This window comes from Paenibacillus sp. URB8-2 (assembly GCF_013393385.1).
Lineage (GTDB): Bacteria > Bacillota > Bacilli > Paenibacillales > Paenibacillaceae > Paenibacillus_AQ.
In genome coordinates, this window is the sequence record NZ_AP023239.1 from 2,050,822 (window position 1) to 2,077,820 (window position 26,999).

Consider the following 26,999-nt stretch of genomic DNA (forward strand, 5'->3'; position numbering starts at 1 on the left):
ACGTATATGGAAATTTAATCATATCTATTAATCAGTTGAATAGGAAAGGTGTGCGTTAGATGAAGCCTGCTGGTGTAGTGCGCAAGGTGGATCAGCTCGGCAGAATTGTTCTGCCCAAATCCCTGCGTAAAAGGTATCAAATGAATGAGGGGGACCCTGTTGAAATTTTGGTTCAGGGGGACCATATCATTTTGGAACGTTATCGTCCAAAATGCGTATTTTGCGGTTCGATGGAAGAGGTTAGCGAATATAAGGATCGTTACATTTGCGGCCAATGCCTGGGTGAAATGACCCAACTGCAAAGACACGCTTAAGCAAAATAGAATCTTCCCGAAACGCTTCAAGCCGTAAGCGTATTCGCCGGAAGCAGAGCGCTGCATTCATGCGGCGCTTTCTCTTTTACAGGATGTGAATCTCTCTCTCCTGCCCCAATAAGAATATCCTTCCTATCTTTCTCTACAATTCCCTGAAAAAAAAGCCCCCTCCTTGATTCCGGAGGAAGCGCAGCCTTTATAGGCCCTTGGTCTTATCATCATTATAAGAGGCGGTAAGAATTCCGGTCAGAAACAGCAGGAATACAAGGAAGACAATCCAAAAGGTCAATGAGAACGACATTCGGGCACCTCCAAAAGGAAATGTTATCATCACTATCATTATAACCGGGACGTAAATAAAAACAAATGTTATTGTGATATGCCGCATAGACATTATTGACTGAATTGTTATTTGAAAAACAAAAAGCTTGTCGGTACCGGCCGCAGAGCGCCGTCCGACGGCTTGTTCACGACTCGCCCGTTAAATACTAGCGAGGTGGAACCCCCGCCATCCAGATTATAGGCATCGCTTACGCCCATCCGGTACAGCTTGTCTTGAATTTCCTCCAGCGTAGCTCCCGAGCTGCCGTTCTCATTGTAGCCCTCGGCTACGATAATAAGCAGCTGATTGTCTTTGTATTTGCCGATTGCTGTGCGCGGCGCACGTCTCGGGGATATCTCCCATTTCGCGGGTATTTCCGTCTTGTAACCGTCCTGCAGCAGCACCGGCACAAAGGAGGCACCAAACGCCGGCTTCAACTCGTCGAGCTGCTCTCGGCTGTGAAACTTCCCGCCGATCAGCCGCCCCTCCTTGTTCAGCCCAACGAAGCTTAAATCCTTGTAGCTGGGTTCAAAGCCCGTTAAATATTGACCGCCCACGATCGTGGTGCTGAGCGGGTATCTTTTGCCGTCCTGATCGGCAAAGCCTCCGGCGTTGATGCCGGCGACGGCTCCGTACCGGTTGGCCGCCTGGAGCGTTGTTTCCGAGCTGCCGGGACCTCCCTCTCCGAGACTCATGGTCATCGCTGTCTTATCCTTGAGCTTGATCTTCAACGCGTAGCCTGTATAACTACCGGGATTGACCCGGTACAACTCTATCGAAATCCGGCTGCTGTTAATGGTATCGTACGGAAAGCCAAGCTTGGCCGTAATTCGCCGGTTGTATATCGACTCCGGGCGGCCCGCCTGTGTCTTGGCCTTATCCACAATCGCATTCATAGCGGCGGTCGTTTCCATGTACCGCTTCGCGCTGGAGCTTACGGCGTGGATAGTGTAAGTGGCAGTGTCCTGGGCTTTGTCCAGCTGATCCTTGATTCCGGACGTCAGCTGCACAGGACCCGCAGAAGGCGCAAACCGCTGCGTTTCCAGCTTCAGCGTAAATGACGGCTGATACAACGTCAGGCACAGCAGCAGGCCGATGAACGGGGCGGTAACGAGCATAAAGAAACGGTTCACTCTTTTGACCGGCGTTATCATTTCAGCAAATCCATCTCTTTCTGCAACGCGTCCAGCTGCTTGCGGACTTCGCTTAACTGGGTGTAAAGCTTGTTGCTGTTGTCCGTCTTTGTACTTGCGTTATCTTTGGTAAAAGTAAGAAGCTCATTGAACGACTGCACTTTATCCTGCAAATCGCTTACTTCCTGTGAAAGAACCGACAGTTTCTCCTCGTAATCCGTTTGCACCGCGGCCAACTGCTGCTGGCTCTGCGCGGCAAGTTGCTTAAGCATCTGATCCTTCAAATGATTCGTATAGCCGTACACGGCATAGCCGCCGGCGGCGATCACGATTAACCAGAACAACAGGAACCATTTGACGGAGGAGCCGTTTCTCGTCGCGGCGCGTGAAGGATAGACGTCCGGCGATTTCATTGACGGCTGCATAAATTAATCACCTCGAACCTATTTGTGAGACCCTATTCTACCAGAATTGCGCCTGTTTCGCAAAAAGAATAGAGGAAGATTCAGGAAAAAAGTGATTGCATCCTTTGAAAGCAGTGCGTTACAATTTCACTAGATTATTCAATGCATAAATGTATCCAAGGCATAGGAAAAAAGGCGGAATATCATTGCGTCAATCTTGAAAGATCAGAACGCACAAGCTGTGCTCTTATCCTTGTTCTGATCTTTTTGCGAGAAACGGATGTCTTCTCTTTCGTAGGGGACCTCAGCCGTTTCTTCTTATTTGCATCATCCGGGAAACGCGAAATGCATGCCTTTGTCGGGTAAATTACATAGTAGCAGGAGGTTTGGGCTTTAATGAGGAAGGTTTGGCAGGTAGTGATTATGGGCTGTCATCCCACGAGTATGCTGGGAACGAAATTGATACTGGAAGAGGCGGGAAATCTGATTGTACTCGGAACCTACTCCAATTGGGAGGAAGGAGCCGCCATGGTGAAGGAGGAGCAGCCGGAGCTGGTGCTTCTGGACTACTGTATGCCGGATGACATGATCGAGACAATACTGCCCGGGATGAAAAAAGAGACTTCGGCGTCCCATTTTGTCGTTATGACCGACAGAGAAGGCAGGGAACTGCTATTGCCGCTGTTAAAATTGGGCGCGAGCGGCATTATATCGAAAGGAGCGTCGCCCAGCCAGCTGCTGCAGATGATCGAAGGACTGAGGGAAGGCTTTCTATCCATGCCGCTCGACTGGCTGGAGATGGGGATCTGGCCAATCAGTCCGTCCGAAGAAGGAGACATCCTGCTGAAGCTTACCCCGACCGAGAGATTTATTATGGAGCGGATCGTTCAGGGAATCACCTACGATAAAATAGCGACGGAGATTGAAGTGAGCCGCCGATCCATTGACAATTATCTGCGCAAGATTTATGTTAAACTCGAAGTTTCCACGCGGGCGCAGGCAATTGAGAAGTATGCGCTGTATTCGCGTCAGGTCCGACACGTGTACGCATAGCATCCGGCGGGGCGTCATAACGCGGCTTCTTCCGGAATATTCATTCATGAGAGCATGAAGGGAGGGACGCCGCATGAAATACGATTTTTCCGCCCGGGCGCATACGCTGATGTCTTCGCCGCTGCTGAGCATCCGGACACAGACCCGCAGAGGTTCTGTGATTTCTCTGGCCGAAGAGCTGCCGGCGGAAGAACTGTTCCCGCTGCCATTGCTGGCCGAAGCGGCGTCTACCGTTATTTCGGCCGATGCACAGGCGCTTCAATACGGAGATCCCGAAGGATATGGGCCGCTAAGAGAATGGCTAGCAGAGGATTGGCTGAACAGCAAAGGAGTACATATTTCCCGGGACGGCGTTCTGCTGACAACGGGCAGCCAGCAGGCGGTAGATCTTCTGTCCCGGGTATACATTGATCCGGGCGACTGCGTGCTTGTGGAAAATCCCACTTCTCCCGGTTTCCTACAGGCGCTGCGGATGCAGGGAGCGGTCATTATTCCGGTCAATGGCGACCGCGAGGGACTGCTGCCGGAGGATTTGCGGGAGAAGATTATTAAGAACCGTCCCAAATTGCTGTTTGCCGCACCGAGTTTTACGAATCCGAGCGGCATCCTCTGGAGTCTGAAGCGCCGCAAAGAAGTGCTTGAGCTGTGCATTTCGCATAATGTGCTCATTTTGGAAGATGATTCTTATGGAGATCTGCATTTCAAGAACCAGGATCGGAGCGGTCGTAAATATCCTTCTCTATATGCCCTGGAAGACGCGGGTGAGAGCGGACATGTGCTGTACATCGGTTCTTTCAGCAAGACGGTGGCGCCAGCGCTTCGGACGGGCTGGGCGGCGGGCAGCCGTGAGCTGATCAATGTAATGGCGGCCGCAAAGGGAATGGCGGATTGGCAGTCCAGTTCGCTGAACCAGCGTTTACTGTACCATCTGCTGCATGTGTCCGCGTTCGATCTGCGCGAGCATATTGCGCTGCTGAACCGCGAATACGGCACAAGGCTGAAGCTGATGGCAGAGCTGCTCAAGCGCGCCGCCTGGAAGGACAGCACTTACGATCTTCCTTCCGGCGGCATGTTCCTGTGGGTTTCGCTGCCGGAAGGACTGGATGCCGGAATTTTGCTGAAGAACGCCCTCCGCAAGGGCGTCGTCTTCCTGCCGGGGCCGCTCTGTACGGCCGACGACAGCGGGAGCCGTTATATCCGTCTTAATTTTAGCCATCCCGGCCGCGACGAGCTGCTGCTTGGGATGAATTTGATGAGTGAAGCCGTAACGGAATTTACGGCCCGCAGTTAATGAGAATATACGCGGCGGAGTTGCTTCCGCAGGCATAACCAAAGAGCCCATTCTCCAGACCGTCCTAGGAGAATAGGCTCTTTTTCCGCGCCGCTGCGCAAGGAAGTTGATGTTAATCTTCGCCGGCGTTTATGCGGTCCGCCAGCGACTGGGAGACCGACACGGCGGCATATTCCAGCAGCGCAGCGCTTCCCGCCGCCTCAAGCGTATACCGGCCGCGGGCGACCCGCTTGAACCAGCCGTAGTAGTTGTTCTGTAGGATGGCCGCCGCCGCGGGCACCCCGCTGCGCCGGCGTAGCTCCGCCGGCGTCACGCCCCTCGGCGGCGCGCTCCTCGTCGCCGCGCCCCCGGCCACGGCGACGGGCTTCGCCGCCGCCGTGCCGCCGCCGGTCCCCGCGGCAGAGCGCGGCTCGCCCACGGCGGCGGCCAGGGCGGCCTCGCGCTCCGCGGCCTCGCGCTCCGCGGCCTCCAGCGCGGCGGCTACGCGCAGCGCCTTCTCGCGGTAGGCGGTGACGAGCTTCACGCGCGCGCTGCCGCCCGTGTTGTAGTCACCGCTGCGCTCGCGGAACTCATGGAGCAGGCGCTCCCGCCGCCGCCCGCCGCTCCGGACCGGGCCCGCTGGCGCCTCAGGCTCCGCCAGCACCTCCACTAGCGGGGCCTTCGTCTTGTAGAAGACGACAGTGACGAGCCCGAGTCCCAGGCGGCGGCACAGGCTGCTCAGTTCGCCCCAGCGCTGGCTCGCGGCCCCTTTTTTCTCCCGGCATCTCTCGACCGCCAAATAGACAACCGGACTCAGCTTCAGCCGCTCGATCCCCTGCAGCAGCAGGGAGAGGTTGAAGGTCTTCTTCATCTCCACAATCAGCGGCGGTTCTCCGTCTTCCCGGACGCCGACCAAGTCGCAGGAGCGCACCTCGCCCTTGATCACATAGCCTTGTCGTTCAAAAAAAAATTTTAAAGGAGCATACAGTTCTGTTTCGCGCTTCACCGCCATAGTTTGTCTCCTTTGTCACATTTACAGCCGATTCTCTATTATAGCACATCAAAAAAGAGGTCAATATTTCGGGTTTTCCGCATAGGTATGTATTACACTTTTCGAATGCAGACCCCGCTGGGCGGCGGAAGCGTCGGAAGGGACGGCGGCAGGCAGGCGGATATTTGGCGAGGGTAACCGGGCGAAGCCCGAAGGACATCACGCGAGGGTCACAAGAGCGCAAGGTGAGGAGGCAGCGAGCAATGGACATTTTTGAACGTATAGCATCGTACCGGGCAGAGAACGAACGTATGGCGTGGAGCGGAACCTTCAAGGAATATATAGAACTGCTAAAAAAAGATCCCACTCCCGCCAAAACAGCCCATGCCCGTGTGTATGACATGATCAAATCGCATGGTGTGGAGGAAATCAACGGCCGCAAACGCTACAAATTTTTCGAGCAGGAAATTTTCGGGCTGGACCGCGCCGTCGAGAAGCTGGTGGAGGAGTACTTCCATTCGGCCGCGCGGCGGCTGGACGTTCGCAAACGGATACTGCTGCTGATGGGTCCGGTGAGCGGCGGCAAATCGACGCTGGTTACGCTGCTGAAGCGCGGGCTGGAACAGTATTCCCGTACGATACAAGGGGCGGTATACGCGATCGAAGGATGCCCGATGCACGAGGAGCCGCTGCATTTGATTCCGAATGAGCTTCGTCCGGAGATCGAGAAGGAGCTGGGCGTGCGCATCGAGGGCAACTTATGCCCTTCCTGCCAGATGCGGCTGAAAAATGAGTTCAGCGGCGACATTGAGAAAGTGAAGGTAGTGCGGGTGCTTCTGTCGGAAGAAGAGCGTATCGGCATCGGAACATTCAGTCCGTCCGACCCGAAATCGCAGGATATAGCCGACTTGACAGGCAGCATCGACTTTTCGACCATAACCGAATTCGGTTCGGAATCCGATCCCCGGGCTTACCGGTTCGACGGCGAGCTGAACAAGGCCAACCGCGGACTGATGGAGTTCCAGGAAATGCTGAAATGCGATGAGAAGTTCCTGTGGAACCTGCTGTCGCTGACGCAGGAGGGCAATTTCAAGGCCGGACGGTTTGCGCTGATCAGCGCCGACGAGCTTATTGTCGCTCACACGAACGAAACGGAGTACAAGGCGTTTATTTCGAATAAGAAGAACGAGGCGCTTCAGTCGCGGATGATCGTTATGCCGGTGCCTTACAATCTGAAGGTCTCGGAAGAGGAGAAGATTTACGCCAAGCTGATCGCCCAGAGCGACATGAAGCATGTGCATATAGCGCCTCACGCGCTGCGTGCCGCCGCGATTTTCTCGGTCTTGACAAGGCTTAGAGAAAGCAAGAAGCAGGGCATGGACCTCATCAAAAAGCTGCGGATGTACGACGGCGAAGAGGTTGAAGGCTATAAGGAAGCCGACCTGAAGGAGATGCAGAACGAATATCTGGACGAAGGCATGTCCGGGATCGACCCTCGCTATGTTATCAATCGCATCTCCAGCGCGCTGATCAAGGGCGATCTGGAATGCATGAACGCGCTTGATGTGCTGCGGGCGATCAAGGACGGCCTGGACCAGCATCCTTCGATTACGAAGGAGGAGCGGGAGCGGTATTTGAACTTCATTTCAATCGCCCGGAAAGAATACGACACGCTGGCCAAGAACGAAGTGCAGAAGGCGTTCGTCTACTCTTTCGAGGAGTCGGCCAAGACGCTGTTCGAGAACTATCTCGACAATATCGAGGCGTTCTGCAACTGGACCAAAATCCGCGATCCGCTGACCGACGAGGAGATGGAGCCGGATGAGCGGCTGATGCGTTCCATCGAGGAGCAGATCGGCATCTCGGAGAATGCCAAGAAGGCTTTTCGTGAAGAGATTCTGATCCGGATCTCCGCGTATTCCCGCAAGGGTAAAAAGTTCGAGTACAGCAACCACGACCGTCTCCGTGAGGCGATCGAGAAGAAGCTGTTCACGGATCTCAAGGATATCGTCAAGATCACGACTTCGTCCAAAACCCCGGATGAAAGCCAGCTGAAGCGGATCAACGAGGTTTCCCGCCGGCTGATCGATGAGCATAACTACTGCCCGATCTGCGCCAATGAGCTGCTGCGGTATGTGGGAAGCCTGCTGAACCGGTAAGCATTTGTCGAATATATAGGCAAGTATGCAATAAATCTTTAAAAAGGACCGCTGGCGGCAGCGGTCCTTTTTCCATATGGCATATAATTATTTCACTATATGAAAAATCATCAATAGTAAATCAATAGTGATCATCATCCAAGGAGCCGCACCTGCGATTCATGCCGGGTTGCTCTTTTTTCTCAGAAAAAATTCAGACTCGGGGGGCGCAATATCATATATAATAGATTTCAATGTACTATTGACAGGGGCGAGAACATGAAAAAACGATTTTACATTTTACCCTCCATTCTTTTTTTGTTCTTCTTTTCTTATGGGCGTATCCTCTTATACCGGCAGAAGGATATCCGCGTGGGATTTACCGCACTCTATGCTCCAACCTTGAAGGATATCGGGATCGGCATTTTGATTTTGTTCGTTTTTTATACGCTTTCAAAGGTGAATCTTATCGCTTCGTTTGTTTTGGCGCTGGTACTGGGCGTTTTCCATTTGGCGAATGTCGAATATATTTACGCGCTGGATCACGTGGTCAACCTGAAAGATATCACCATGGCGTCGGACAAGGAATTTATTGCAGGCACGTTGTTTCACGTCAGCTTCCCGATCTATTCCATCCTGCTGATGGCGTCTCTAATGGCGTCGATCTTTTTTCTCCGCAAACTGCCGTTGTTCCCGCTAAAGACCAAACGGTATAATCTGCTCGCATTCGCCGGGCTGCTGATTCTCTATCTGGTCATCGCCATTCAATCTAGCGGGGATTGGAAGAACGGCAATTTCGTCTCGGCTTCGATCCGCAATTCGGTCGCATTGCTGACTTTCAATGAGGAAGCGCTGACGGATTATCCTCCGGATATCGAGCGGCAGATCAACACTTCGCAGCAGCTTAAAGACGGTGAATATTTGCTTAACAATCATACGGGCAAGAAAAATATTCTGATGGTCGTCATGGAAGGCATTCCCGGCGCCTATTCGCCCGCCAACCAGGAGTTTCTGAATATCCCGAACGATATCAAGATGACGAGTCTGGGTAAAATCAAAGATCACAGCCTCATTCTTCCCAACTACATAACCCATAACAACCAGACGATCAGAGGGATGTACTCGCTCGTCAGCGGAGACTATCCGAAGATGGACGCGTCCACGCCGAAGGCGTACGAATATTTGCAAAAAGACCCCAGCTACCGCGAAGAGCTTCTGCCGAAGCTGCTGAAGAACCGCGGCTATAACACGGCGTTTATCCAGGCGGCGGAGCTGGAGTATATGTCCAAGGGCGATTTTATGACGGCGGCGGGCTTCGATACGGTAATCGGCGGGGAGAGTTTCAGGAATCCTTACGTTCCCTTCGGATGGGGACCTGATGATAAAGCCTTTTTCGAGCAATCGCAAAAATATATCGACGAACTGAACGGCAAGGGCAAGCCGTGGTTTGCCGCCATGCTGACGGTCGGAACCCATCATCCCTACGCTGTGTCGGACGATTATGCGAAGCAGTATCCGAGCCGCAAGGCGGCGGCTGTAGCTTATCTGAATGAGGCGCTGTCCGGGTTCATCGACTATATTGATCATTCAAGCTTTGCCAAAGACACTCTGGTACTGTTCGTGTCCGACGAATCGCATGGGGTCAATGACCAGCCTTACGGTTCGAACTGGGGGATTTTTGCGGCATATTCACCCGATATTGACGGCCAGATTGTCAACGACGGCGTATACGGGCAGAAGGATATTCTTCTTTCGCTCCTGGATTATGCCGACCCTGATCTGGATGCTTACACCACAGGCCGAAGCGTGTTCCGAAAATATACCGAAGATTCGCCGATCCTGTTCGCTTCCCACTATAACGGCGATATTTTCTACTCGACCGGGAAGGGGACCGTGTATCAGGTGGATAACAGCGGCCAGCTGTACAGCCTGACCTCTGAGAACGGGGAGCTGTTCAGCAGCAAGTACGAGAGAACTTCCCTGTCGGACAGCACACTGAAAAAGAAAATACTTACCTATAAAAATTACATCGACAAGTCCTCGGCGGGGGATCAAAAAATCGTGATCACCAAAGACAAAGAAATCCCTTTTGCGGGTGGAGGGGAAGCCGTCGTTACCGACGGACAGTTCATCACGCTCCCTGCGGAATCGTATGTCGACATTCAGGTGGACTATGATGCTTCTTCGATGGCCGCCGCCGATTGGCTTGTTCTGAAATTTGAAGATTACAGCGGCCACAAAAGCGTACGAATGATCGACAAGCAGACGGGCAGCGGCAAAATAACGTTCCGGTTCTACAATGAGAAGGTGGGCTACGGATACGCCTTCAATTTGAAGACCGCGCTTCATTCCAATGATTATTCGGGTGCCGAAAAGGCAATCCAAATCAATAGGATCACTGTGGAATTTTCAAAGACCGTTCCGGCTGCCAGCCCGTCACCGGCTGCAAGTCCCGGAATATCGGCTGGTCCGTCGCCGGCTGCCAGCTCCGGGCCGGAGCATGTGGAGGTCGTCGACATGGATGCAGGGAACGAGTAGGCGAAAGAAATGGCGTCAAAAGAAATGGTGTCAAAAAAGGAAAGGCCCGCGGACATTGTCCACGGGCTTTTCGATTGGACGGCGCATCCTGCCGTCTTTGCGTATTCTTCGGCGTTCAAGGCAGCGGCTCAGACGAACTTCCGCAGCACCTTTTTGCCGTCGTAGGAGAAACACGCTTTCTTGTCTTCGATGACGGTCTCCAGATGGACGGTCTTGCCCCACAGTGTGTAAATATGAGGCAGCGTCCGTTCCAGATACTTCAGATCAAGCTCGATGCCCTCATAGCAGTGGACGATGTACAGCTCGCCGTTGCGCTCAAAGTTGCCGTCCTGTACGACCAGATAAGGCGAACCGCCGTTGATGCGGGCCTGCACCAGCTGATCCCTGACATTTTCCCAGGCCTTGTCGGTGATCTTCCATTCCGGCCCTTTCTTCTCGAAGACGTACAGATCGAGATCCTCGACCAATTCTTTGGTCAGATAGCTGCGGATGAAGGAGATATCGGAGTCGAGCTCCCGTACCTCGAAGATTTTGTCCCGGTCCCAGCGGCGCTCAATATCTTCGAGAATCTTCAGGCCCAAATAATACGGATTCAGGCTCTGGCGGGAGGGCTGCACGACCGAAGAATTCAGCTTGGCGTACTCGACCGTCTCCTCCGGCGTCAGGTCCAGCTCCCGCATGATACGCTGATGCCAGTACGAAGCCCAGCCTTCGTTCATGATCTTCGTCTCCATCTGCGGCCAGAAGTAGAGCATCTCGTCATGCAACATTGTCATAATATCGCGCTGCCAGTCCTCCAGGCTGGCGGAGTACTGCTGAATGAACCAGACGACATCCTTCTCCGGCTCCGCAGGGAAGGGCTTATATCCGGCCGCCGGATTCTGTGCGGTGGCTTCGGCGTCCTTATCGAGCCGCCAAAGTTCCTCGTAAGGGTTGGCATCCAGGATATCCTGCGCCGATTCCCGGCGCTCCTTCAGCCGCCCCTCAACAAAACGGCTATTGCCCGCCTTGCCCTGCTGGATCAGACTCGGGTCGATGTGCTCCTGGATGGCCAGAACGGCGTCGATGAATCTCTCAACCGTGTCCATCCCGTACTTGATCGCATACTCGCCGATCCGGTCTGCCGTGGCCGACATGCTTTCCACCATATTCCGGTTCGACTGGGAGAAGCGCATATTGTTCTTGAAGAAGTCGCAGTGCGCGAGCACGTGGGCGACGATCAGCTTGTTCTGGACCAGCGAGTTGCCGTCGAGAAGAAAGGCGTAGCACGGATTGGAGTTAATGACCAATTCGTATATTTTGCTCAGACCGAAATCATATTGAGATTTCATCTTGTGAAACGTCTTGCCGAAGCTCCAGTGGCCGAAACGCGTCGGCATTCCGTAAGCTCCGAATGTATAAATAATATCGGCAGGGCAAATCTCGTAGCGCATGGGATAGAAATCCAGGCCAAAGCCGGAGGCGATTTCCGTAATCTCGGCTATAGCCTTCTCAAGCGCCTGTATCTCGTCGCTGGGCATGTACCCATCTCCTTTCCACCTGTGAATACTGTTAGCGGCAGAGCCGTTCACAAGATGTATATGGCTGGAGGAATGTTTTTATGCTCCCTAAGAGCAGGCGAGAATCCGTTAATGGCTTGTTGAAATTGAAAAATATTTTTAACCCCATTGCCAATCAAAGTCCAATAATATCCGTTAAATTAAAATTCGGGAAATTCGGAAATTCCATCTGCTTTATACATTGGTTCATCAGATAAAACGGATTTTGAGCGCTTGAATATATTCATAGGGATCAACTTTAAACTCCTTCATTCGCGCAAGCGCTACACGAGCGTAGTGGTCCAGAGAACTTTGTAGCGGTCATGTCTCATTTCCAACCTCATTCAGCAATTTCTCGAACTCTTCATCGCTGTCACTGTATGTGGAAATACCATTCTTACGATCATTTTGTGCTTGGTGAATTTGGGATAGAACACCGTCATCGTTAAATATTAACGAAGTCATTCTTTTCTTCTGTTCCTCTGTAAATGTAGGCTGTTTATCTTTCCATTGCAGAGTAACATTAAATCCGAAGTTTTCTTCAATCAGCTGCACTAGATCTTTAAGCTCAACATAAGTTTTGTCCTTAAAGCTTTGCTCTAATTGTTCTTTGGAAATGGACATTCGGATTACCTTCCTTTTCGTTATAATAACATAAGCGAGATAGTTTTCTTATGATAAGATTACACTAATTAACACTTAAGCAACGTTAAGTTTTTTTGACTATAAGGGCCGTTCTGCAAAAACTGACCCGAGCGCTGGAACAAAAGGAGACGATTGCTGAAGAGCTTCTAAAGCTACAACACCGTATGCTTTGAAAAAAACAAGGATCAGCCGAAAAACGGTATGGAGAATAACGTTGAAAAATACACTTCACTCTATCGATTTTTACTGAACACCCAAGGGGAACAAGCGACTATGACTATAGGTCAAATTGAAGTGGTATTAGGTTTCGCCCTGCCTCCTTCTGCAAGTAAGCATCACCCATGGTGAGCTAAGACACATTCATATGCCAAGTCGTGGCTGCTCGCAGGTTAGGAGTGTATTCGGTTACGCTTGGAGTGGAGATAGTATTTAGAAAAATAAGCGAGGTGTAGCTCTGTTGAAAATTGAAATCGGAGAATCCTTGATGCTCTCATGGCTGAGACATGCAAAGAACTGCCAACTTGTCCAATTGAACTGGAAGCCATCGGTGAAGTCATGGGAATCTTATAATGATGCTGTCGTCGAAAGTATGATGAAGGATTCAGACCAATACTTTAAAGGGAAATACAGCCTTGACTTGTTTAAGCAAAACAGTTCTTACTCGCAGTTGCTCCAACAAGCCGAGATTGATGCTTTGGGCATGGAGGTAGGAGGGGCGAACGTTGTTCAAAACATATACGGCATTGATGTGGCTTTCCATGAAAATGGCTTGAATTATGGTTCGAAAAAGGAAGAGACGATATCCAGAGTACTGAAGAAAATGATTCGCACAGCGATGGCAATTCATGGATATTTTAATTTGAATACTGGAAATATCATATTTGCAGCTCCTAAAATATCTGCTGCGATACGTGAACCTCTGCAACTCTACATAAGTGAACTCCAAGAGCTGTTTCACGGAAAAGGGTTGAATTTTCGCTTTGAGCTCCTGTGCAATGCGGACTTCAAGGAGAAGATTTTCAATGTGGTTACAACCTTATCAAATTCTGTGTCCGACACTTCGGAGTTATTTATGCGAAGCATACAAATGTACAATCTCTTCGTGGATGATAAGCAGGCTATGAGCTTGCCGAAAACCGCAACTAAGACGAAGAAATTACCTGCTGTTTTTAAAGGGTCTGAGGTTATTAAGATTGGTGCTTTGGTTAGTTCTAGTTTTGAGCGTCTGATTGCAAATGATGTATTAACTGAGCAAGAGATTGAGCGGTTGCAGCGGCTGGACTACGCCAAGAGAACATTTAATATCACTTATCCTGTTTTAAAAAAGGTCGATTCTACTATATCCATGACGGAACAGCGGAATGTGAACGGTCATCCCAGATTCTACGCCGATCCATATAAGATTAATGGAACAGATTATTTGTTATGCAATCATTGGGTGGAGGAGCTTAGCAGAAGTTATTTCGATGCGTGGCTTAGACGGATTGATGAGACAAATTAAGGGGGCTCAACTTGAGCAGTATCGAGACTTTCTCGACAGCCTGAAGATTAGGTATCTCCAAACCTAATCTTTTTATTTTGTCGTCGAATACATAACAAGCTCTGCCAAATCGAGCACAATATTAGCTTCCATCAATACATCCAATCCAAGTAACCCATTGATCTTAAGTTTCTCGTGAAGCGATCCAATATCCAACTTGTAATCGTTGATTTGAAAACTACCTAATTGAATCGAATCAATAGTTTTGCGAAAGCAACTTTCTTCACCACCAATGCCGAATGCAGTAACGATCTCATCTCCAGTCTCAAAGTAAACGCCAATGTCTGCTACAGTATCAGCAGATAGCAAGGTATGAGAAGCCCCTGTATCAATAACTAGTTTGTCTATAGTCAGAGCTTGTCCTTTGTAATTCAAGATAAGGGACGTTTGCAGCAAACCATCGACGTATTCAATTTTCATGTTGCACTACACCCCGCAAGCCTCGAAGCGTGCGGATCTCGACCTTCAGTTCATCATTTGCAGTGTGGGACACGATCACGCCGTCCTTCGATTTAAGCAGTTCTTTGGTTGCTTCCTTCGGGTCCTGAATGGCACGAATCAGTGCGACTTCATCTACAAACTTGGTGTTTCCTTCAATATGGGATGCAAGGATTTGCAGCTTGACGTATTGATCGGGATATATCTTACGAACTTCTTCCCATTGCACGGCTGGCACCTCCAGTTCGGTTTGTCCTTTTATTGTATCAGATAATGGGCAATTAAAAAGCTCTCTATAACGATGCATATCGTTCGTGGAGAGCTGCTTTGCGTAAGCACTTATCGAGCCGCCAAAGTTCCTCATAAGGGTTGGCATCCAGGATATCCTGCACCGATTCCCGGCGCTACTTCGGCCGCCCCTCAACAAAACGGCTGTTGCCCGGCTGGTCCTGCCGGATCAGACTCGGGTCGATGTGCTCCAGGATGGCCAGAACGGCGTCGATGAAACTTTCGACGGTATCCATCCCGTACTTGATCGCATACTCGCCGATCCGGTCTGCCGTGGCCGACATGCTTTCCACCATATTCCGGTTCGACTGGGAGAAGCGCATATGGAGAGAAGCCTTTAATTATGAGTATGCCTTACCATGAAAGTTAACAAAATATCCTGTTAAACCTTTCAAAATTTTTGCTATAATAATCTTAACTTCTACTCGAATCTACACCAGCAGACTATTTTCGCCTACCGGATCGGCTGGCGGTGCTTTTTATTTGATTACAATCGCAACAATGCAAAGCGGTTACATGGCAAAGTGCCCGTCGCAATGCCTTTTTACGGAGGCATTTAGTTAGTTTAGAGAGGAAGTAGACTGTGCATAGGGATAAAATAGCCATTTTAAAGCGGCTAATTGCCGAAGAAGGCATATATAGAGCACTGTATGAGCACCATCCGGACTGCGTCTACGTTCTCGATCTTGGGGGGCGCTCCATCGGTGCGAACCGCTCCGCTGAACAACTGGCTGCACCCGAGGAAATAAGGGGTATCTGGAGCAAGGCGCTTTTGTTCGGAAGCCGGACCGAAGCCGGGCGTCATTTTGTGCTGGCCTCCGCGGGCAATACGACTTCGTTTCATTTAAAGTTCATTCAAAGATCCGGCATCGTCGCGTCCGCCGAGGTGACATTTATTCCGATTAAGAATAAGGAAGAAGTGGTTGGCGTATTCGCCATTGTCCGGAATATCACTGCCGAGATTGTGGCGGAGAATGAAGGGCGCGCGCCCGGGGCCGTCTATCCGGAGCTGGACGCGTTGCTTAAAGACCCGCAGAGCCTGATCCTGGATTCGGTAACGGAAGGCATCTTCGGACTCGACAGGGAAGGGAAAATTATCTTCATCAACAAAACCGCGATGTTCATGCTGGGATACTCCAGCGAGGAGATCATCGGTGTACACAGCCTCTCGCATATCCATCATACCCGGCCTGACGGCTCCCGTTACTGCCCGAAGGAATGCCCGATTCTTATGACGGTCGAGGACGGGACTTCAAGGACCATGATTGAGGAGATTTTCTGGCGCAAGGACGGCACCAGCTTCTGGGTGAACTACAGAGTGTCTCCCATCATGGAACGCGGCCAGATTGATGGTGCGGTCGTCGCCTTCAGCGATATTACGAACGAGCGGGAAGTTAGAAGGGCGAAGGAGTCCGCCGAACAGGCTTCGCGGGCAAAGTCGGAGTTTCTGGCTATGATCAGCCACGAGATCCGGACACCGATGAACGGCATGATCGGAATGGCCGACCTGCTGCTGGACAGCGAGCTGGGGGAAGAGCAGCGGACGTATGCGGATATCCTGCGCAGCAGCAGCTACAGTCTGCTTAATATTTTGAACGACATTCTAGATTTCAGCAAAATCGAAGCCGGCAAAATGCCGCTGGAGCCCGAACAGTTCGGCCTGAGAGAGATGCTTAGCGTCATCATCGATCTGTTCACTCCGAAGGCGGAGGAGAAGGGATTGGCCCTTCGCTGGTGGGCGGATACGAGCGTCCCGGAGACCATCAAGGCCGATCCGAGCCGTCTCCGGCAGATCATCGTCAACCTGGTTGGCAATGCGCTGAAATTCACCGAGAAGGGAAGCGTGACGCTGTCCGTCAAGAACATTCTGCTGCCGGAATCGCCGAACTATCTGCTGGAATTCTCCGTAAGGGATACTGGGGTCGGCATTGCCGAGGACAAGCTTGGCTTGCTGTTTCAGTCGTTCTCCCAGCTTCATCCGATGATTAACCGCAAATACGGCGGCACCGGGCTGGGGCTGGCCATCTGCAAGCAGCTGGTGGAGCTTATGGGCGGCACGATCTTTGTGGAGAGCGAGGAAGGGCGCGGTTCCATCTTCAGGTTCATGCTGCCCTTTGTCAAAGAAGAGGCGGAAGTTCAAGTATAAATTCAAACCAACCTTCTCAAATCTTTGGTTCAAGGCGCTGCGAAATCAGTGCCGATCGCGATCCTCGTTCTTAAGATACATCAGCCCCACAGTATGCGGTCCGCAGTGGCTGCCGATAACGCAGCCCGCTTCAATAACAACGATTTCCTTCACGCCTGCAGCTTCCAGAGCGTCACGCAAATACTTGGCGTCTTCCTCGGCCTGCGTATGCGCGACGATCAGCAGTTCCCTGTCCATCCGGTCGATGTCTGAAAGCGCGTGGGAGAGCATCTGCTCCACCGCTTTTTCTTTTTTGCCGCGGACCTTGCTCACGGGAACGATGGTGCCGTCGACCATTCGAAGCACCGGACGAATCTTGAGCAGGCTGCCGATAAAATTCTGCATGCCGGAACAGCGGCCGCCCATATGTAAATAATCAAGCGTATCAATGACGAATTCCGTACTGAGCCGGTTCCGTTCCTGCTCCAGCATCGAGACAATCTCGTCGGAGCTGCCGCCATGGAGCGCGGCCTGGGCCGCCTTAACAGCCAGCAGGGCAATTCCGCCGCACAATGTGCCGGAATCCACTACCTTCACGCGTTCGGAAGGAAATTCCTCTGCGGCAAGCCGCGCGTTCTGATAGGTGGAGGACAGGGAGGAGGAGAGGCTGAGATAGACAATGTCGTCGCCGTTCTCAATCGCAGGTGCAAAGGCATTCATGAAATCGGCAGGCGAAGGGGCTGCCGTCTTGGGCAGCGCGGAGGTTGCGCTCACCTTCCGGTACACCTGATCCGGTGTAATATCCACGCCGTCTCTGTAAGTGGCGTCATCAAACACAACATACAGCGGGATAACGCCGATATCATAGGTTTCTTTCCAGCCTTGCGGCATATCGGAGGTGCTGTCGGTAAAAATTTTAACGTTAGGCATGAAATTCTCCTTCACCGATGATCGGATCTCCTTGAGTCTGAGCAAGTATCGCGTATACGTTTATTATAACATCCCTATGCTCCTGCTGGCGATGGTCCGTTCCAGCCTGTTCAAGATTGCATGCCCTATGTAATCAAAATCGGCCGGACACATAGATTGCGTGTGCCCGGCCGGTTCTTATATTGCTCAATACGCTTGGTCAGTTTATGACTTCTTCATAACCGGAACCCATACCTCGCAGCGGTAATCTTCCGAGGACGGGTCCCCGGGCGGATACAGCTCGAATTCGGGTCCGCCCGAATGCTCGTAGCCGGTGCCCGGGAACCATTCCTGGAAGATCCGTGCCCATACACTCTGAATTGCACTGGGCATGGGGCCGACCGAAGTGAAGACGGCCCAGGTTGCGGCCGGAATGACGGTAGAGGAATAGCCTTCCGGGGCGGGTTCACCGTTCTCCACGGCAATCCAATAAGTCAGCGTCTCCTGCTCGTGATTCATTTCGGCGCATATCCCGAGCAAATCGTGGATGCCCTCTCCCAGCTCAAGCAGTTTGTCATACGTGCCGTCCTCGTTGCATTTTAGCCAGAAACGCGGAATCTCCCGCAGGTTCTCTCCATCACGGCAGGAAGTCTCCATCTTTTTGCCAACTACCTTGAACACTTCTTTGTGTACGATACGATAATCCATTTCTTTATCTCCCTTCAAGGACAAGTGGAAGGAGAGGCGGGGAAAAGCTTTCAGAACGGTCCCCGGCTCGCGCGCCGCCGAGGGCGTAATCCCGTGCGCCTTGCGGAACGCCTTGGCGAATGCCTCCGGCGAGTCGTAACCGTATTTGAGCGCAACGTCCAGCACCCGGACCGGCGTCATCGCCAGCTCCTGCGCGGCCAGCGTCAGCCGGCGCTTGCGGATGTATTCGGCTACGGTTACGCCGGTTAGCAGATTGAACATCCGCTGAAAGTGGAATGGCGAAGAGCAGGCCGCTTTGGCGATTTCATCCATATTCACCGGTTCCGTCATATGGCGTTCCATATAATCCAAAGCGTCCCTCATGCGGTTCAGCCATTCCATCGCTCGCCATCTCCTTTGCATTTATCCTATCATGCAGCGCTGCCCCGGTCCTGTTCTTCCGTGCTCCCTTGGGACAGTATCCCTCGATCATCCACACCAGTATAACCCACATGTGGAAGCTGCGCTCGATCCTTTGCTCTCGTTGCGGCATCGCACAATAAAACCGCCCGGCCAATAGCCGGGCGGCAGCAGCGTTTAAATGATTACAGGGATGCCTTGCGCAGTTACTTCGCCAAGTCCGTTCACCGTGTACTCTTTATCGTAGATCAAGATGGAAGCCGGAGTTTCGGTTTCGTTGGAAACCGTAACGCCTTGGTCGGTAACGGATACCTTGAGCCGGGAACCGCGGAACATGATTTTGAACGAATATGATTTCCAATGGCCAGGGTTGAACGGTTTCAGGATCAGACGGTCGCCTTGAACACGCAGTCCGCCGAAGCCGTGTACAATGGACATCCAGGTGCCGGCCATGCTGGTCGTATGGCAGCCGTCCTCGGTATCGTTGTTGTAGTTGTCCAGATCGAGTCTGGAAGTGCGCAAGTACATCTCGTATGCCTTCTCCTTGTATCCGAGCTCGCAGGCGAGTATCGAATGGATGCATGGAGAGAGGGAGGACTCGTGGACGGTGATCGGCTCATAGAAGTCGAAGTTCCGTTTTTTCGTCTCCAGGTCGTAGCGGTCGTTCAGGAAGTAGAGTCCCTGAAGTACGTCGGCCTGCTTGATATAGCAAGAGCGCAGAATGCGGTCCCATGACCATTTCTGGTTCAGCGGCAGATGCTCGGGCGCCAGTTCCTTGACCGGGAGAATCACTTTATCGAGGAAGCCGTCCTGCTGCAGGAAGATGCCTTTTTCCTCGTCGGCCGGATAGTACATTTTGTCGATAATCTCCCGCCATTTCTCCGTCTCGCTTTCCAAAAGTCCAAGCTTGTCAACCAGTTCGCCATAGCGCGATTCTTCATTCTGTTGCAAATAGGCGAGCGCTTCCAGCGTATACTCCATCGTCCAGGCTGCGATCCGGTTCGTGTACCAGTTGTTATTGACATTGTTCTCGTACTCGTTCGGTCCGGTAACGCCGAGCATGACGTATTTGTCTTTATGCGGTACGTAGTGCACGCGCTCTTCCCAGAAACGGGAGATTTCCGCCAGCACCTCAAGGCCGTATTGCCCGAGATACGACTTGTCGCCGGTGTAGTTTACATAGTTGTAGATGGCATAGGCGATAGCCCCGTTGCGGTGGATTTCCTCAAAAGTGATCTCCCATTCGTTATGGCATTCCTCGCCGTTCATCGTCACCATCGGATACAGCGCGCCTTTGGTGAAGCCGAGCTTGCTGGCATTCTCCTTGGCCTTCTCCAGATGTTTGTAGCGGTAAATCAGCAGGTTCCGGGCAATGGAAGAATCCGCGGTGCTAAGATAGAAAGGAACGCAGTAGGCTTCCGTGTCCCAGTAGGTGCTGCCGCCGTATTTTTCACCGGTGAAGCCCTTGGGTCCGATATTCAGCCGGTCATCCTCTCCAGTATAGGTCTGGTTCAGCTGAAAAATATTGAAGCGGATCGCCTGCTGGGCGGAAGGGTCGCCTTCAATAATGATATCGCTTTCTTTCCATTTATCCTTCCAGGCATTCGTCTGCTCGGTCAGCAGAGCCACAAAACCGGCTTCCCTTGCCGACTGGAGAGCGCTTTGTGCCGCCTGGGCGAGCTGTCCCAGACCGTAGTTGCGGGAAGTCACGCTTGCGGCGTATTTGTAGATAACGACCTGCTCCCCCTGATGCACCGGAACCTGGACGTTGTTAGCCACATATTTGTCTCGCTGAACCGGTTCGGCGTCGGCTTCCAGTTTAACTCCGGCAACGACAATATCATACGCCATGGCCGTGGTTATATGAAAATCGAGCTTTTTCGTCTTCAGGGTCAGATAGCCGCCCCCTGGGAAACTGCTCTTCTCGACCTCATTCCAGAACTTCTCGTCATAGTTGGAATCCTTGTTCTTGATGTCCCCGTCCAAATAAGGGGTTACGGTGATCGTTCCCGCAAAATTGAGCGGTGTAACCGAATAGCGGATGGCTCCGATCTCCCGCCGGGTCATGCTGACGATGCGGATGCTCTCCACTTTGACTTCCTTACCGTCCGCGAGGGCAGCGGTGAAGCTGCGGGACAGCGTGCCTTCCTTCATGTTCAGCACCCGCCGGAATTCCGATACAATGCATGCGGCGAGATCCAGCGGAGCGCCATCAATATCGATGTCGATGCCAATCCAGTTGGTGCTGTTCAATACTTTGGCAAAATACTCGGGATAGCCGTTCTTCCACCAGCCGACCCGGGTCTTGTCGGGATAGTACACACCGGCCATATAGCTGCCTTGAAGGCTGGGCCCGCTGTACCGCTCTTCAAAATTGGCGCGTCCGCCCATATAGCCGTTGCCCAAACTGAATACGCTTTCGGAAATCTCTTGGGTTTGGGGATCGAACGAGTCTTCAATAATGGACCATTCATCGATTTTTAAATACGCTTTCATTGCGGACCGTCTCCTTTTATTTACATTTAATCTAAAATGAATCGTTAGTATGCCTGAATTTAAACGGAGGCAAAAGCTTCCTTGAGCCGGGCGACGCTCATCTCCTGCAGAGAAGGGACGACAATGTTCGCAGCTCCGAGCGTCTCCGGCGAACCGATGCCTATGCTCGCCATGCCCCCGCGGATCGCGGCCTCGATTCCGGCTTCGGCGTCTTCGAAGACGACGCATTCGGCGGAAGAGACCCCGAGCGCTTCGGCTCCCAGCAGGAACACTTCCGGATCGGGCTTGGCAGCGGACGTTTTGGTTCCGTCGATAATCGCGTCAAAATATGGGGTGAGCCCGGTATTGTTCAGAATCGTCATCGCGTTCTTGCTGGCAGACCCTAGTGCGATCAATATTCCCTGGCTGCGGCATTCCTTCAGGAAGTCCAGCGCCCCGGGCAGAATCTCCGAGCTGTCCATCTTCGTAATATACTCTACATAGCGGTTATTTTTACTCTCGGCCAGCTTGGCTTTTTCGGCCTCGTCCAGAGTCAGTCCGCCGATTTCCAGCAGGATGTTAAGCGAAGCAGTGCGGCTCACGCCTTTCAGCCGCTCGTTGTCCTTCTCTGTGAACTCGAAACCGAGCTGATCCGCAAGCTCCTTCCAGGCGATGTAATGGTACTTGGCTGTATCGACTAGCACACCGTCGAGATCGAACAGGCAAGCTTTGACTTCTTTCATTTTTATCCTCCTCAACATTTGTATTGCCATTATTGGAGTTAGTGCAAACGTTTGTGCAAAGCTTAAAAAAACAAATGAAGCATGCAGAGCTTCATTTATTTACATGTTCCCGGCATCATTTCTTGCCGGGTGAATACATGGAGGATTCGCGGACAATCAAACGATGGGGAATGATAAAGCGGTTCGTGTAGCCAGGTTCGGTATTCTGCTTCTGAATCGCTTGAATCAATATTTGGGAAGCGGTATAGCCCAGATGGTAAATTCCGATATCGATGCTGCTGATCGGCGGAGTGGACAGCTCGGACAGCGGAATATTGTTAAAGCTGACGAGCGCGAGATCTGCAGGAACCGTGTAATTCAGTTCGTTCAGTCCGCGGAGTACGCCGAAGGAAACGATATCGTCCACCACAACAAGCGCCGTCGGACGGCTCGGGAGATTCATGAAGAATGACATAGCGCGGTAGCCGCTGTCCTGCAGAAACTCCCCTTCCACAATCCATTCGGATTTCAGTTCCAGGCCGTTCTGCTCCATAGCTTTCCGGTAGCCCTCCAGCCGGTCTCGGGAAACGATCAGATTCGGAGGTCCGCTGACGAAGCCAATTCGCTCATGTCCCATGGAGATAAGGTGACTCGTGGCATCATAAGCCGCCATCATATTATCGGTATCTACCGACAGGATATCGTCATACTTGTCGCTGCGCCCCACCAGGACGAAGGGGTAGCCGCCTTCCTTGAGAAAATCGATCACGGCGTCGTCTTTGCGCGAGTAGAGCAGGATCGCGCCGTCGACGCGCCGGCCTTTCAGAAGCCGTGAGACCGCTTCCAGTTCTTCTTTTTCCGTCGCGCCGGAGCTGATCAGGACATCGTAGCCTGAACGGCTTGCCTGTGTGACAATGCCGCGAATCAATTCCATAAAGAACAGATTGGAGAACAATTCTTCAGCCGGCTTCGGGAGGATGATGCAAATACTGTTCGTCGTCTTCGATACGAGACTCTTGGCCATGATGTTCGGATGATAGCCCATTTCTTCCATAATGCTCTTGACCTTGCGGGAGGTTTCCGCGCTGATTCTCGGATGGCCCGACAAAACCCGGGAGACCGTGGAAGGGGATACGCCCGCTCTCCTGGCCACATCCTTGATGGTAACCGTCATAGAAGCCTCCTTATGGAAACGTTTGCTTAAGCATATCTTAATCGAAGTCCAACCAATTGTAAATAGTTGAGCTTGTAAGCCGAGGAACATAAAAGCTAAGTAAAAGTTATAAATTTGCTGCGCCCAGGACTGCAAAGCCGTAAGCAGGCAGCTTGGCGGACAATACGCCCCGGCTTATCCGTAGCGTTTCTCCGGTGAACAGGTCTTTCCAACGTTCCTTCTCTACATTAAGACGGAAAGATTGCGCCGTATCCTCATTGTTAAGAAGCACAATCACCGATTCATCTCCCAGCCGGCGTTCATAGGCCAGCTTGCTGCCGTGGCATTTGGCTTCAAGAAAAGCCATTGTACCTGTCCGGAGCGAAGGGTGACTCTTCCGAATGGTGATCAGCTTGCGGTAGAAGCCGAACAGCTCGTGATCCTGCTTGTTCGGGTCCCACTCCATACATTTTCGGCAGCCTGGATCTTCACCGCCGTCAAGGCCGATCTCATCGCCGTAATAGATACAGGGAGCACCCATAAATGTGAATTGGAACAGCGCGGCCAGTTTCATTTTACGCTTGTCGCTTCCGGCGAGCGTCAGCAAGCGGGCGGTATCGTGGCTGCCCAGAAGATTGAAGGCGACTTCGCTGGCTTGAAGCGGGTAACGGGATAACTGCTTGCCGATCGCATGGGCAAAGCCTTCCGAGTCCAATGAGCCGCGTATGAAGAAATCGAGTACCGCCTCGGTAAATGGATAGTTCATGACGGCGTCAAATTTGTCTCCCTCCAGCCACGGGGAGGATTCATGCCAAATTTCGCCCAAAATATACGCTTCGGGGTTGGCCTGCTTGACGACCTTCCGGAAATCGCGCCAGAAACCGTGATCGACTTCGTTAGCCACGTCCAGACGCCAGCCGTCAATGCCTACTTCCTTGATCCAGTATTCGGCAACGCCCAGGAGATAACGCTTGACGTCCGGATGTTCTGTATTCAGCTTCGGCATTTCTCTCACAAAGCCAAAGGCATCGTACGTAAGAATTCCATTCTCCGAATGAACCGGAAACTTGCGGATATGAAACCAGTCCTTATAAACAGAGTTCTCCCCGTTCTCGGCGACGTCGACAAACGGGGCAAAGGTACTGCCCGAATGATTGAACACGGCGTCGAGCAGAACGCGAATTCCTCTTTCGTGACAGGCGTCAACAAGCCGTTTTAACGTCTCGGTGTCGCCGAAATGCGGATCGACTCTCATGTAGTCTTCGGTGTCGTATTTGTGATTCGAGGCAGCGGCGAAAACAGGCGTAAAGTAAATACCGGTAATGCCGAGTTCGGTCAGGTGGTCCAGATGATCGATCACACCCTGCAGGTCGCCTCCGAAAAAGTTGTCCTGTTTCGGAACGCCGCCCCAAGGCTCAACGTTTTCCGGATCAAGGCCGGGGTCACCGTTAGCGAAACGCTCCGGGAAAATTTGATAAAAGATCGAATCCCTGACCCAGGCCGGAGGAGCGAAGACGTCGCCGCGGTTGATATAAGGGAATTCAAACAGCCGATACGGACTCAAGGGACGCTCGGCTTGAAATTCGCTTTCCGTCATCCAGATCCGCTCTTTGCCCTTTTGCAGCAGAAAGCCGTATTTCAGCCGGCGGAAAGGCGGAACGGACTCGCATTCCCAATAATCGAACATCTCGTCTGAGGCAAAAACAGTCATTTGAATCAGTTCTTTGGTTTGATCCCAGGCGTATTTGTCCCCTACCCAGGCGAATACTTCGGTTAAATCGCCTTTTTTGGCGCGTAGCCGCAGATGAATCGTGTTCTCATCGTAAGCATAGGACCAGTTGACCCGAGGGCGATGATAGACAGCTTCCAGTAACATGAACAACAACCTCCCAAAAATATTTATTGACGGGGCTCTGCTTGTTCCAAGACGCCTCGTTATTCAAGCCATCCCTGTCAGGGCACAAGGAGATTACGGGTTGGAAACCATAACAAAAAGGCACATCCAAAGCCGGGAAACGACCGAGGATGTACCTGTAACAAGTAGCATTGCCTTTAAATTGGTATCCGGGAAAGCGATTACTTCCGGAATGATTAGGATTATAGCATGAGGCCAAGATTTCAGGCAATAGTTAATTCAAACCTTTGCACAAATTTGTTTTTGCTTTGAACTGGCTCATGGAAGAATAGAGATTTATTGCAGCCTTGCTCTGCTTAAAATGACTTTCTTGTTAAACCTGAACATGCATAAATATTGCTGTTCAGTAATAAATGTTTCAAACAAAGAAACGAAAACAGGAGATATCGTTTGACTTGGGAAGGTAATAGGTGATTTACCTAGTTAAATCAGCCTAAATGAGGTGAAATCCTATATGAAAGCGTTTTTACAAACAAGATATGCTATTGTATGATTGGTTCGAAATGAAGCGCTTCCAAGTTATGGGATTGTCTAATTCGACGAAATAAGATAAGAATTACGGTCCTGTGGCAGCTTTTTTGCAATCGTTTGCACAAACTGCCGAACTTGATCGCTTCAACTCAAAAATTAAGGGAATTGAACACGAAAGGGGCTAAAGAAATTGAAGATGAAAAAGTTTGTCACTCTCGCCGCTGCGTTCACAATGGTTCTTTCCATTACGGCCTGCGGGTCCGGCAATAACGAAGCGAATTCCACCCAAACGAGTGCGCCTACAGAAAGCGCTTCCGATTCTGGGGGTACGAACACAGGATCAGTGTCTTCTCAAATCGCACCCGAAGACGGAGCTGCTTTGACGGTATGGGAAAGTAAAGAAGAAAGGGCGTTCACCGAGCAAATCGCCAAGGAATTTACCCAAAAATATAATGTACCGGTCAAAATCGAAGAAGTGTCTCCAGCCGATCAAGTAACGAAGTTGTCTCAGGACGGTCCTTCGGGATTGGGGGCGGATGTTATCGTTATTCCGCATGACAATCTCGGCAAAGCGGTAGCCGCGAGTCTTATCCTTCCAAACGATGTGTTTGCCGAGGAAACCAAAAAGAACAACACCGAGGCCGCGATTACAGGAGCCAGCTTCGAGGGAGAACTGTACGGCTACCCGCGCTCCGCCGAGACCTACGCCCTGTATTACAACAAATCACTGGTGAAGGAAGCCCCGAAGTCTTTTGACGATGTACTTGCTTTCAGCAAGACGTTCACGGACAAATCGAAGAATAAATACGGGATTATGTGGGAAGTCGGCAACCTGTATTTTAACTATATGTTTATCGCTTCGACGGGCGGTTATGTCTACGGCGATAACGGCACAAACAAGGACGATATTGGCCTGAACTCCGATCAAGCCATTGAAGGCTTGAAAGCCTTTGTCAAAATAAAAGAGGCTCTGCCGATTAAGAGCGGGGATATCAACCCGGATATTAAGCGCAGCCTGTTCAATTCCGGAGACGTAGCCATGGATATTAACGGTCCGTGGGAACTGGCCGGTTATAAACAAGCACTTGGAGACAAGTTGGGTATAGCTCCACTGCCTACGGTTGACGGTAAAACGGCGGTTTCATTCTCCGGCATCAAAATCTACGGAGTTAATGCCTATTCGCAGTATCCGAATGCAGCCAAATTGTATGCTGAGTTCGCTACCGGCAAAGATGCCCAGCTTCTGCTGAATAAGCTTATCGGCTCCATCCCGACGAACAAGGAAGCTTTAGAGGACCCGCAAGTTAAGGATGATCCTTATGTGTCGGCCTTTGCCGAACAAGCGAAGAATTCCCAGCCTATGCCGTCCATACCGGAGATGAGCAATGTGTGGAGCCCGGCCAACGCGGCGCTGCCGGAAATTTGGGATAAAAATGCCGATCCGAAGGCGGCAATGGACAAAGCGGTTCAGCAAATCAAGGATTTAAACAATGGAGCCGCAGCTCAATAA

The 26,999-nt window shown here is 51.6% G+C and carries 21 protein-coding genes and 1 pseudogene; 8 read left to right on the top strand and 14 right to left on the bottom strand.

Features of this window, described 5'->3' with window-relative positions; all coding sequences use genetic code 11:
- Nucleotides 1-59: 59 nt before the first annotated feature.
- Nucleotides 60-314: an AbrB/MazE/SpoVT family DNA-binding domain-containing protein gene (locus PUR_RS09300; protein WP_179034997.1), complete on the top strand. Its 255-nt coding sequence runs from the start codon at nucleotides 60-62 to the stop codon at nucleotides 312-314.
- A gap of 408 nt (nucleotides 315-722) precedes the next feature.
- On the opposite strand, the gene PUR_RS09305 is transcribed toward PUR_RS09300, so the two are convergent.
- Both PUR_RS09305 and PUR_RS09310 read right to left on the bottom strand, forming a co-directional pair.
- Nucleotides 723-1,790: a phosphodiester glycosidase family protein gene (locus tag PUR_RS09305; protein ID WP_179034998.1), complete on the bottom strand. Its 1,068-nt coding sequence runs from the start codon at nucleotides 1,788-1,790 to the stop codon at nucleotides 723-725.
- Entirely contained in the window at nucleotides 1,787-2,194 is a 408-nt protein-coding gene (locus tag PUR_RS09310) for a hypothetical protein (RefSeq protein WP_179034999.1), read from the bottom strand. The genes PUR_RS09305 and PUR_RS09310 overlap by 4 nt, the downstream gene beginning before the upstream one ends.
- 375 nt (nucleotides 2,195-2,569) lie before the next feature.
- On the opposite strand from PUR_RS09310, the gene PUR_RS09315 reads away from it, so the two are divergent.
- Both PUR_RS09315 and PUR_RS09320 read left to right on the top strand, forming a co-directional pair.
- Nucleotides 2,570-3,226, top strand: a complete 657-nt coding sequence (locus PUR_RS09315) for a response regulator (protein WP_179035000.1) — start codon at nucleotides 2,570-2,572, stop codon at nucleotides 3,224-3,226.
- A gap of 73 nt (nucleotides 3,227-3,299) precedes the next feature.
- On the top strand, nucleotides 3,300-4,517 hold the full coding sequence (locus tag PUR_RS09320) for an aminotransferase-like domain-containing protein (protein ID WP_179035001.1): 1,218 nt from the start codon (nucleotides 3,300-3,302) through the stop codon (nucleotides 4,515-4,517).
- 112 nt (nucleotides 4,518-4,629) lie between these two features.
- Here PUR_RS09320 and PUR_RS09325 read toward each other — a convergent pair whose 3' ends face one another.
- On the bottom strand, nucleotides 4,630-5,508 hold the full coding sequence (locus tag PUR_RS09325; protein WP_179035002.1) for a DUF2161 family putative PD-(D/E)XK-type phosphodiesterase: 879 nt from the start codon (nucleotides 5,506-5,508) through the stop codon (nucleotides 4,630-4,632).
- 242 nt (nucleotides 5,509-5,750) lie between these two features.
- Here PUR_RS09325 and PUR_RS09330 point away from each other — a divergent pair, with 242 nt between their 5' ends.
- Nucleotides 5,751-7,646, top strand: a complete 1,896-nt coding sequence (locus PUR_RS09330) for a PrkA family serine protein kinase (RefSeq protein WP_179035003.1) — start codon at nucleotides 5,751-5,753, stop codon at nucleotides 7,644-7,646.
- 258 nt (nucleotides 7,647-7,904) lie between these two features.
- Nucleotides 7,905-10,163, top strand: coding sequence for an LTA synthase family protein (locus PUR_RS09335; protein WP_232101788.1), 2,259 nt, complete (start codon nucleotides 7,905-7,907; stop codon nucleotides 10,161-10,163).
- Between the two features lie 128 nt (nucleotides 10,164-10,291).
- On the opposite strand, the gene PUR_RS09340 is transcribed toward PUR_RS09335, so the two are convergent.
- Both PUR_RS09340 and PUR_RS09345 read right to left on the bottom strand, forming a co-directional pair.
- Nucleotides 10,292-11,683, bottom strand: a complete 1,392-nt coding sequence (locus PUR_RS09340) for a SpoVR family protein (RefSeq protein ID WP_179035005.1) — start codon at nucleotides 11,681-11,683, stop codon at nucleotides 10,292-10,294.
- Between the two features lie 339 nt (nucleotides 11,684-12,022).
- Nucleotides 12,023-12,325, bottom strand: coding sequence for a hypothetical protein (locus PUR_RS09345; RefSeq protein WP_179035006.1), 303 nt, complete (start codon nucleotides 12,323-12,325; stop codon nucleotides 12,023-12,025).
- Nucleotides 12,326-12,803: 478 nt separating this feature from the next.
- Between PUR_RS09345 and PUR_RS09350 the strand changes: the two genes are divergently transcribed.
- Nucleotides 12,804-13,847, top strand: coding sequence for a hypothetical protein (locus tag PUR_RS09350; protein WP_179035007.1), 1,044 nt, complete (start codon nucleotides 12,804-12,806; stop codon nucleotides 13,845-13,847).
- 72 nt (nucleotides 13,848-13,919) lie between these two features.
- Here PUR_RS09350 and PUR_RS09355 read toward each other — a convergent pair whose 3' ends face one another.
- From PUR_RS09355 to PUR_RS09365, 3 genes and pseudogenes are all read right to left on the bottom strand, one after another.
- Nucleotides 13,920-14,306, bottom strand: a complete 387-nt coding sequence (locus PUR_RS09355) for a retropepsin-like aspartic protease (RefSeq protein WP_179035008.1) — start codon at nucleotides 14,304-14,306, stop codon at nucleotides 13,920-13,922.
- On the bottom strand, nucleotides 14,296-14,688 hold the full coding sequence (locus PUR_RS09360) for a hypothetical protein (protein ID WP_232101789.1): 393 nt from the start codon (nucleotides 14,686-14,688) through the stop codon (nucleotides 14,296-14,298). Before PUR_RS09360 ends, PUR_RS09355 begins: the two co-directional genes overlap by 11 nt.
- 90 nt (nucleotides 14,689-14,778) lie before the next feature.
- Nucleotides 14,779-14,932 (bottom strand): annotated as a pseudogene (locus tag PUR_RS09365) (SpoVR family protein); the annotation flags it as partial.
- A 263-nt stretch (nucleotides 14,933-15,195) separates the two neighbouring features.
- On the opposite strand from PUR_RS09365, the gene PUR_RS09370 reads away from it, so the two are divergent.
- On the top strand, nucleotides 15,196-16,758 hold the full coding sequence (locus PUR_RS09370; protein WP_179035010.1) for an ATP-binding protein: 1,563 nt from the start codon (nucleotides 15,196-15,198) through the stop codon (nucleotides 16,756-16,758).
- A 45-nt stretch (nucleotides 16,759-16,803) separates the two neighbouring features.
- Here PUR_RS09370 and PUR_RS09375 read toward each other — a convergent pair whose 3' ends face one another.
- From PUR_RS09375 to PUR_RS09400, 6 genes are all read right to left on the bottom strand, one after another.
- Nucleotides 16,804-17,667 (bottom strand): DegV family protein, encoded by an 864-nt coding sequence (locus tag PUR_RS09375; RefSeq protein WP_179035011.1) that lies wholly within the window; start codon nucleotides 17,665-17,667, stop codon nucleotides 16,804-16,806.
- 204 nt (nucleotides 17,668-17,871) lie between these two features.
- Entirely contained in the window at nucleotides 17,872-18,735 is an 864-nt protein-coding gene (locus PUR_RS09380) for an AraC family transcriptional regulator (protein WP_179035012.1), read from the bottom strand.
- Between the two features lie 195 nt (nucleotides 18,736-18,930).
- Entirely contained in the window at nucleotides 18,931-21,249 is a 2,319-nt protein-coding gene (locus tag PUR_RS09385) for a glycoside hydrolase family 65 protein (protein ID WP_179035013.1), read from the bottom strand.
- 59 nt (nucleotides 21,250-21,308) lie between these two features.
- Nucleotides 21,309-21,971, bottom strand: coding sequence for a beta-phosphoglucomutase (pgmB, locus tag PUR_RS09390; protein WP_179035014.1), 663 nt, complete (start codon nucleotides 21,969-21,971; stop codon nucleotides 21,309-21,311).
- 115 nt (nucleotides 21,972-22,086) lie between these two features.
- The gene (locus tag PUR_RS09395) at nucleotides 22,087-23,124 is read right to left on the bottom strand and encodes a LacI family DNA-binding transcriptional regulator (protein WP_179035015.1); all 1,038 of its coding nucleotides are present in this window, start codon (nucleotides 23,122-23,124) and stop codon (nucleotides 22,087-22,089) included.
- Between the two features lie 106 nt (nucleotides 23,125-23,230).
- Nucleotides 23,231-24,979 carry an alpha-glycosidase gene (locus tag PUR_RS09400; RefSeq protein WP_179035016.1) on the bottom strand — a complete coding sequence of 583 codons (1,749 nt, stop codon included), beginning with the start codon at nucleotides 24,977-24,979 and terminating at the stop codon, nucleotides 23,231-23,233.
- A 700-nt stretch (nucleotides 24,980-25,679) separates the two neighbouring features.
- Between PUR_RS09400 and PUR_RS09405 the strand changes: the two genes are divergently transcribed.
- Nucleotides 25,680-26,999 (top strand): sugar ABC transporter substrate-binding protein, encoded by a 1,320-nt coding sequence (locus tag PUR_RS09405; protein WP_179035017.1) that lies wholly within the window; start codon nucleotides 25,680-25,682, stop codon nucleotides 26,997-26,999.

What these genes read in the sequence shown, in the direction of transcription:
- PUR_RS09340 (WP_179035005.1), bottom strand. Translation starts at nt 11,683, where the DNA reads ATGCCCAGCGACGAGATACAGGCGCTTGAGAAGGCTATAGCCGAGATT.
- PUR_RS09335 (WP_232101788.1), top strand. Translation starts at nt 7,905, where the DNA reads ATGAAAAAACGATTTTACATTTTACCCTCCATTCTTTTTTTGTTCTTC.
- PUR_RS09315 (WP_179035000.1), top strand. Translation starts at nt 2,570, where the DNA reads ATGAGGAAGGTTTGGCAGGTAGTGATTATGGGCTGTCATCCCACGAGT.
- PUR_RS09345 (WP_179035006.1), bottom strand. Translation starts at nt 12,325, where the DNA reads ATGTCCATTTCCAAAGAACAATTAGAGCAAAGCTTTAAGGACAAAACT.
- PUR_RS09300 (WP_179034997.1), top strand. Translation starts at nt 60, where the DNA reads ATGAAGCCTGCTGGTGTAGTGCGCAAGGTGGATCAGCTCGGCAGAATT.
- PUR_RS09305 (WP_179034998.1), bottom strand. Translation starts at nt 1,790, where the DNA reads ATGATAACGCCGGTCAAAAGAGTGAACCGTTTCTTTATGCTCGTTACC.
- PUR_RS09395 (WP_179035015.1), bottom strand. Translation starts at nt 23,124, where the DNA reads ATGACGGTTACCATCAAGGATGTGGCCAGGAGAGCGGGCGTATCCCCT.
- PUR_RS09400 (WP_179035016.1), bottom strand. Translation starts at nt 24,979, where the DNA reads ATGTTACTGGAAGCTGTCTATCATCGCCCTCGGGTCAACTGGTCCTAT.
- PUR_RS09375 (WP_179035011.1), bottom strand. Translation starts at nt 17,667, where the DNA reads ATGCCTAACGTTAAAATTTTTACCGACAGCACCTCCGATATGCCGCAA.
- pgmB (WP_179035014.1), bottom strand. Translation starts at nt 21,971, where the DNA reads ATGAAAGAAGTCAAAGCTTGCCTGTTCGATCTCGACGGTGTGCTAGTC.
- PUR_RS09385 (WP_179035013.1), bottom strand. Translation starts at nt 21,249, where the DNA reads ATGAAAGCGTATTTAAAAATCGATGAATGGTCCATTATTGAAGACTCG.
- PUR_RS09310 (WP_179034999.1), bottom strand. Translation starts at nt 2,194, where the DNA reads ATGCAGCCGTCAATGAAATCGCCGGACGTCTATCCTTCACGCGCCGCG.
- PUR_RS09380 (WP_179035012.1), bottom strand. Translation starts at nt 18,735, where the DNA reads ATGGAATGGCTGAACCGCATGAGGGACGCTTTGGATTATATGGAACGC.
- PUR_RS09360 (WP_232101789.1), bottom strand. Translation starts at nt 14,688, where the DNA reads ATGAGGAACTTTGGCGGCTCGATAAGTGCTTACGCAAAGCAGCTCTCC.
- PUR_RS09355 (WP_179035008.1), bottom strand. Translation starts at nt 14,306, where the DNA reads ATGAAAATTGAATACGTCGATGGTTTGCTGCAAACGTCCCTTATCTTG.
- PUR_RS09330 (WP_179035003.1), top strand. Translation starts at nt 5,751, where the DNA reads ATGGACATTTTTGAACGTATAGCATCGTACCGGGCAGAGAACGAACGT.
- PUR_RS09320 (WP_179035001.1), top strand. Translation starts at nt 3,300, where the DNA reads ATGAAATACGATTTTTCCGCCCGGGCGCATACGCTGATGTCTTCGCCG.
- PUR_RS09325 (WP_179035002.1), bottom strand. Translation starts at nt 5,508, where the DNA reads ATGGCGGTGAAGCGCGAAACAGAACTGTATGCTCCTTTAAAATTTTTT.